This is a genomic window from Paenibacillus profundus, from assembly GCF_021369635.1.
In the GTDB taxonomy this organism is placed as follows: domain Bacteria; phylum Bacillota; class Bacilli; order Paenibacillales; family Paenibacillaceae; genus Paenibacillus_B; species Paenibacillus_B profundus.
Genome location: NZ_JAJNBZ010000007.1, coordinates 193,230 through 200,128, shown reverse-complemented (window position 1 = coordinate 200,128; position 6,899 = coordinate 193,230). Strand labels below are relative to the sequence as shown.

Below are 6,899 nucleotides of genomic sequence, written 5' to 3'. Positions count from 1 at the left end.
ACTGTCTAGGTACACAGCTATTTGAATGATCTTCTGGATGAGTAAATAAACATTTCCGTACAGAAATGGATTAAAACCGTTATCGTTATAGAGTGGAGGGATATTTCACTTATGATTGGTTAGGTTTAATTTGGTTTGGTTAGGTTAGGTTAGATTTGGGCATATCCCGTGCGATAGTGCGAGTAGGTAGCTTGAATACGGTTCGAAAAGGCAGGTATAGCGTTTCTTGGGGTCATCAAAGGTGTATGGCCAGGGCAAGCCGATCTGGCACATGTGTTAAATAGCCGCATGGTTGGTGGAAACAGATGATTGAGATTCGCCGAAGAATCCAGATAAAGATACTTCACCCCCTTATATGCAATAAAGCGAAGTATTTTAATACATTTAAAAGACATCCTTATAAGTTAATTATTACCACCCCGTATTATAGTATCATTGGTTGTATTTAACAACATCATTTACTATAAATTAGTATAATATATTAATTTTCCGCAAATTAAAGGTTTATATTGTCATAAAAATGACATAAATATCTTCGTTTAAAAGAACATGAAAAATCCCCATTTGAACTGTACCCCATAGGATAGACAGGAATAGCAGACCGGAAACGACAGCCAAGACCCGTTGATTCGACATACGCGCTGCCACTGTAGGTACGATAAATGTAAAGGGCAACAGCGAAAGCTGTACGGGTTACAATTCAATTAAGTAAACAGCTTTTAATACGCACCTGTTTATTTAATGAGGATAATTTTTAATGTCATTATTCAATTATAGGATCTTTCCATTGCCTCGAATAAAGCAGTTAAGAATTAGATTGGACTCAGCCACGTATCGTTCTTGTTGAAGCATCTCGCGGGGATGTTGGATGTTCACTCCCAGCGATTGAAATTCATTCGGAAAGTCGTGAAACAAAGCGGACTGTGCAGCTTCTTCTGTCAGCTTAACAGGAAAATATCCGATTTCTTTATATTGTTTTAGGTACCGGAAAAAGACCAAAATTCGAATTCTCCAAATATAGGATCATGTTCTATGCTTTTCGTAAAAGAGTCAGGTTTTACGAATTCTCAGTCTCCGCCTATGGACTTCCACGTATTCAAGATGTCTTGCTGGATCGATTGATCCAGTTCATCAAATTCATAATCGGCGGACGCGCGTCTAACTTCGCCTGTCTTTTTGTCAATATAGACGATATGACCATGTTTGGACGATAATGCCCACTCCCCAGTCACCACTCCGTCGATCGATCTTTCCCTATCGCCGCCGATCACGGTAAGCGCAGAGTCTTTAATCGGCTTCAATCTTTGCGCAGCTTCGTTCGCCGCTTTGAGCACTTGAGGCTTTAAGCTCTTATAGGCCTCTTTCATATCTTTTTTCTTTTGCTCCCAATCTCAATCAGACTTACAAGGATTGGATACAGCAAGGTCCAGGTTCCATCTAATTTTAAATTTTCGTGTGCAGTCGTGTCTTAAGACTGAAGGCAATCGTTCGTCCGCCCCTTTGCTGCATTCTCCCCTTGCATCAGAAGAGGTACGATATACTTGCAGGGGGAATGATTTGCAGCTGTCTGAATGAAAGGGAGAGTGAAGCAATGGCTCAAAGGGGCAGCAGGGGTCTTCTCCAAGCGGTATGTAACTCTGACTCCTCCTCATCGGGTTCCTGCCTTTCTGACTGTATGGGAGAATGGAGCTAAGGGCCGAGCGACAATATGCGTTTGTTCGAAAGAGGAGGAAAAGGTGACACCCATAAAAAAACCTCCCCCGTTTCTCCAAGGGAAGGTTTTCGCGTTAATGGCCTATCGGAATAGACTGTCCCATCTTTTCAATTAACTGTTGGCTTTCTTCATTCAGTCCGATTATGCTGATATGTTTATTCATTTGCCGATACTTCAATAAGACCTTCGAGATCGATGGAACCGCAGAATGATCCCATCGCCACAACGTTGGACAGAATCCAAGCTCCGCCCAGACACAACAAGTGATTGGCAACCGCCCTCATGACGCGCCCTTGTTCTTCTGGAAAAAGGCCAATGTCAGCCCGGGAGCTGCTTCTTGCTCACGGACGAGCTCATAACCATTTTTCTCATACAACCGTTTGGCTGGATCGTTGCGCGCTCCGGTAGCAACGATGAACGTGTGTGCGTCAGGGTGCAAGCGTTCTACATGCTGCAGCAAAGCTTGGGCGATGCCCCGGCGGAAATACTCCGGATGGACGATCATCCGGTGAATGTCGATCGTCCCCCCTTCCCGTTTGAACGAGACGGCACCTGCCAAGTGCTCGCCGTCGTAATAGCCGTGGAATGTTTCGCCGCATTGCTGCAACGATGATACGTTGTCCTTCAAAGGCGGGATGTCCTCGAATTGGATGAGAGCCGCCTCCACGCGGTAAGCCGGTAATTGAACGGCCAGGACTTGAGCTGCCGTCTGTTCGTCTTCAATCGATATCCGTTTTATCATGACATACTCCTTCAATGTGAATAGGGTTAATCATTATATATCAACTGCAATACGAACATTCAAGATCTAATTACTAATATTCTCTTTATCATTCCGCCTATTGCGCTATCTATATTGTGAGTCAACCAGCGTGTGAGTGGACGGATCCCAGCGCCAAGATGCGTCGCGTCCCTCCAAGCGAACGCCGCCAAGCCATTCGTCCATCCCATTCATGACTACCCAATCTGCTTGTCCAGCAAGGACGCGGCGGCCGGTCTCGGTTAAGCTGATTCGACAATCATTGAATTCGGGAGCTCGATTCGAGAAGCTCAGAAATGAGATTAGGCCTTCAATGTGCAGTAATGGATGCGTTCCTTGAGATATTTTTTTGAGGCATATCCAATATTGAAGGTCACCCATACTTCATATGCCACGGCATATGCCATCCCCCGAAACGCTTCAACAATCGGTTCAAAGGCTTCTCGCTTCCCCTGCTTAGCTTCTTCAATTTGATGAAGCACGAACAGCCACTCCTTTCTGCCATATCTAAATATAAGTGCCTTTAACGACGTAAAAGGTTACGCAAGCTTGCTAAAAAGCAAAAAAATTCGCGATATACGCGTTCCTTACTGGCAATATTACATATCTTTTTTCACGTTCAAACGAACATATTTACGAGAAGACAGGGATAAGTTTAGTCACTGAATCTCATTTTGTATACTCTATTAACATGGAAATGGAAGGTAGGTGGTAAATATGAAAATTTCAGTAAACGTAAAAGAGTTGCGAGAATACTTTGAAGGACTGGCTCAAATTATGAGACGAGTCGTCAAAGATCCCTTCAATGAGGACGAGCAGCAAGCAAGCCGTCTCGTGCAAGCTCTGCGGACAGCGATTCGGGAAGAGCTGTGGAACGACTCCGCGCCGCCGCATTCGGGGCATGGAGGCTCCGTTTCCCCGCTGAAGCAGCCGATTGAAAGATACGTTCATCGGCAGGTTGAATTGACCTCCTTCGGGGGAACGATTCAAGGAACGATAACCGAAGTCGGAGAGGACTATACAGAAATCAGTGAGCCAGATGGCACGACTGTGCTCGTACATCTGAATCAAGTCATCTCGTTCCAAACTCAATAGAAGAAGGTGATTATGATGAAAGAAAAACTCCGTTTGTTAATTGGAAAACAAGTACAGGTAGCAAGCGCATTGGACATGACGACGGGCGTTCTCGTGTCCGTCGATGACACGAAGCTGACTGTCCGCACATCCGGATTTCCGGGATATGACAATGGACACTATGCCATATTTCAAATCAATATGGTGTCATATGTCCGCATCGTCTCATAACAAATGAAACAAGGTGGTGAAAATAATGACCTACCTAAGAATACCGGGGCTCGTAAGCATCGTCATAACAAATTATAACAAATCAGCCTTTCTGATTGATTGCCTGGACGGCATTTTGCGGCAAACCTACCCGAATTGGGAAGTCATCCTCGTGGATGATGCCTCAACAGACGATTCTTTGACGCAGGTGGAGAACTGGCTGAATGACAATCGGCAGCAGCTGGCCGAACGTACGTTTATAACGTTGCCTCTTCCCCGAAACATCGGGTATGCCGGGGCGATGACCGCCGGCTTGTATTTGGCCAAAGGAGAACTTATAGCGGTCCATGATTCGGATGATATTTCACATCATGAACGTCTGGAGCGTCAGGTGTCTTTTTTGCAGAGCCGTCCGGATATTGAGTTGGTGGGGACCAACTATGAGGTTTTCGAACACAATCAGATGGATCAGAGGTCAAAAGCGGGCTGGATCCGGTATGGAGATCAAATCCGTAAGGTATATGCCAGCGGCGGCCATTGTGTATGCCATGGAACCATCATGCTGCGCGGCGGCCTTTTCGATCATATCGGCGGGCATACAAGAAGGATAGAAGGCGCAGAAGACTATGAGTTTATAGCTAGAGCCTTAAGCGCGACGTCCTTGAACATCGAAAATATGCCCGACATTCTTTATTATTACCGCAAGCACCCGAACCAACGGTCCCGACAATACTTCGGAAAGGAACGGTTGAAGCGCAATGAGAAATAATGCCTATCGAGTGCTGATGGTGATGGATAGCTTGGCAGTCGGAGGCACGGAAACTCACGTACTAAGTCTTGTTAACGGGCTGCAAAAGTTAGGCGTTAAACCGGTTTATGCCGGAGCAGGCGGCTTGATGTACAATGCCTTCGCAAAAGCGGCATGTCCGATTCATGCCATCGATCTGACAGCGGGCGCATTTATGCTGGAAAGCTCGCAGAAGCAAACCATCCGTACGCTCAAGCAGATTATGCTGCACCGCAAGATTGATGTCGTCCATGTGCATCAAACCCCTTCGGGCATGTATGCGGCCATGGCCGCTAAAGAGCTGGGGATACCCGTTGTGTTTACCGTCCACGGGGCTTATTATCCCGAGGATCAGCTGATTCGGACGTCCCAATGCTGCGATGCGGTCATCAGTGTCAGCAAGCCCGTACAGCGCTATCTGCAGAATATGGGTATTGCTTCCCTCTTGGTGCCGAACGGGGTCGACCCGGAGGAATTCTATCCGGTCCCCTCCCAAGAGCTGCGGAAGTCACTGGAGATTCCGGATGATGCTAGCGTTGTCGTATATGCAAGCCGGTTGGCATGGGATAAAGCCATCGTCTGCACCATGTTGATTATGGCTGCCGAGCGGCTTCGCAAGTCAGAGATGCCTAATTTGCATGTGGTCGTTGTCGGCGATGGCATCCAATTTGCCGAAATTAATGAGATGGTCAATACCATCCATAAAAATGCCGGACAGACCTTCATTCATATGACTGGCAATCAGACGAAGGTCCGGGAATATTACGGTCTCGGAGATATCGTGGTCGGCACGGGCCGGGTAGCCTTGGAAGCGATGGCGTGCGGAAAACCGGTACTGGCCATTGGCAACCACGGCTTCTTCGGAATTGTCGAGCCAACCGTATACGGACAAGCGTGGGACTATTATTTCGGAGATCACGCTTCCGAACGAAAGGCGACGGAAGATGCAGTAGCCGAATCATTGCAAAAAGCTTTATCCGATCGGAAAGATCTCAAGCAGATCGGCGCACAAGGACGACAATGGACACTGAAACATTTTAATATCAACAAAATCATTTCGCGGATGGATGAAATCTATACAGCCATTCAAGCCCGAAACTCAATAACGGGAGTGTGATGTCAACGTGAAAAACATTTTCTACTTAGGATGGATTGGCTTCAATAATCTGGGCGACGAATGGATGTGGGCCATGTTCGAGCACATGGCGCAGCTGCATCTGAGTCCGGAAAAATATAAGGTCATTCCTTCGGTGCCTGGAGTCGATATCAAGAATCTGTCCGTGTATGACACGATTGTAATGGGAGGCGGCTCCCTGCTGATACCGGGCTATCTCGATATTTTGCATGAAGCCGTTCGGCAAGAAAAGCGCGTAATCATTTGGGGCAGCGGCCATGATCGCTTGAATCCGTTCAGCTTCGGCTCCGGTGAGCCTGCTGAGAGCAAGGAGTTTTGCGTTAAAGTGCAGGAGGTCGTTGAAAATGCGGCTTTCTGCGGCGTACGGGGTCCATGGACATTTGAATATATGCGGCAAATGGGCGTCTCGATGGATCGGGTGACGGTGAGCGGCGATCCGGCCATGCTTACGTCCTCGCCTGCGTCTCATGCGGATGACGAAGAAACCCGTGAACGGTGGATCGGCATCAACTGGGGCACGTCCTATAACCGGATTTACGGCAAGGATGAAGCGTATGTCGAGAATCAATTGGCTTCCGCGGCAAGCTTCCTAATCGAGCAAGGGTATAAGATATATTTGTACCCGGTATGGGGTCCTGACCAGGAGGCCTGCAAGCGGCTATATGACAAAATAGCGGCTCCCGACAAAGTGGTGTACGATGCAGAAGTGCATACGTACGAACATTATTTGCAACTAATGAAACGGTTCGACCTCACCATCAACTTCAAGCTTCACGCCAACGTTCTTTCCGCAGCGGCGAATGTTCCTTTCATCTGCTTGGGTTACCGCTTTAAGTCGTTTGATTTCACCCATTCCCTCAGCCTTCCGCAATTGGTAATCTCAACGGACGCGGCGCAACTGGCCGAGCGCATTCTAAAAGCAGCGGATTATGTGCAGGCAAACAAAATGCCTATTCTCAACCAAATCGACAACCATCGGCAATCGGTCATAGCAAAATTGGAACAGCCTTTTCTGGAGCAATTATTTTAACGGCAGCGAAGATAGATTCGACTGCATGAATTCACCAACTTAAACTTGAAGAGCACCTGACCTCACAGCGGGTGCTCTTCAAGTCCGCTGGTCTTCCTATTCAACAGTCGTTTGTCTTTCCAAAAATTCAACGGGAAATGGTCTTTTTCCCGGTACACTCAAATTCATACCCTTCCTTCTTCATCAAGA

8 protein-coding genes are annotated in these 6,899 nt (G+C 47.2%); 5 read left to right on the top strand and 3 right to left on the bottom strand.

The annotated features are described in order from the left end of the window. Positions 1 to 1,067: 1,067 nt before the first annotated feature. From LQV63_RS12150 to LQV63_RS12140, 3 genes are all read right to left on the bottom strand, one after another. Positions 1,068 to 1,367, bottom strand: coding sequence for a hypothetical protein (locus LQV63_RS12150; RefSeq protein WP_233696913.1), 300 nt, complete (start codon positions 1,365 to 1,367; stop codon positions 1,068 to 1,070). Positions 1,368 to 1,994: 627 nt separating this feature from the next. Next, positions 1,995 to 2,456 (bottom strand): GNAT family N-acetyltransferase, encoded by a 462-nt coding sequence (locus tag LQV63_RS12145; protein ID WP_233696912.1) that lies wholly within the window; start codon positions 2,454 to 2,456, stop codon positions 1,995 to 1,997. Between the two features lie 320 nt (positions 2,457 to 2,776). Then, positions 2,777 to 2,956 (bottom strand): hypothetical protein, encoded by a 180-nt coding sequence (locus tag LQV63_RS12140; RefSeq protein WP_233696911.1) that lies wholly within the window; start codon positions 2,954 to 2,956, stop codon positions 2,777 to 2,779. Between the two features lie 235 nt (positions 2,957 to 3,191). On the opposite strand from LQV63_RS12140, the gene LQV63_RS12135 reads away from it, so the two are divergent. Genes LQV63_RS12135 through LQV63_RS12115 form a run of 5 tightly spaced genes read left to right on the top strand, consistent with a single transcriptional unit; the run spans position 3,192 to position 6,710 of the window. Next, complete coding sequence (locus tag LQV63_RS12135; protein WP_019422033.1) at positions 3,192 to 3,569, top strand: hypothetical protein; 378 nt, start codon at positions 3,192 to 3,194, stop codon at positions 3,567 to 3,569. 12 nt (positions 3,570 to 3,581) lie between these two features. Continuing rightward, positions 3,582 to 3,779 carry a hypothetical protein gene (locus LQV63_RS12130; RefSeq protein ID WP_233696910.1) on the top strand — a complete coding sequence of 66 codons (198 nt, stop codon included), beginning with the start codon at positions 3,582 to 3,584 and terminating at the stop codon, positions 3,777 to 3,779. A gap of 25 nt (positions 3,780 to 3,804) precedes the next feature. Beyond that, positions 3,805 to 4,527, top strand: a complete 723-nt coding sequence (locus tag LQV63_RS12125) for a glycosyltransferase family 2 protein (protein ID WP_233696909.1) — start codon at positions 3,805 to 3,807, stop codon at positions 4,525 to 4,527. Next, a complete protein-coding gene (locus LQV63_RS12120) occupies positions 4,517 to 5,662 on the top strand; it encodes a glycosyltransferase (protein ID WP_019422036.1) in 1,146 nt (381 codons plus the stop codon). The genes LQV63_RS12125 and LQV63_RS12120 overlap by 11 nt, the downstream gene beginning before the upstream one ends. 7 nt (positions 5,663 to 5,669) lie before the next feature. Beyond that, the gene (locus LQV63_RS12115; RefSeq protein ID WP_019422037.1) at positions 5,670 to 6,710 is read left to right on the top strand and encodes a polysaccharide pyruvyl transferase family protein; all 1,041 of its coding nucleotides are present in this window, start codon (positions 5,670 to 5,672) and stop codon (positions 6,708 to 6,710) included. Positions 6,711 to 6,899: the final 189 nt, after the last annotated feature.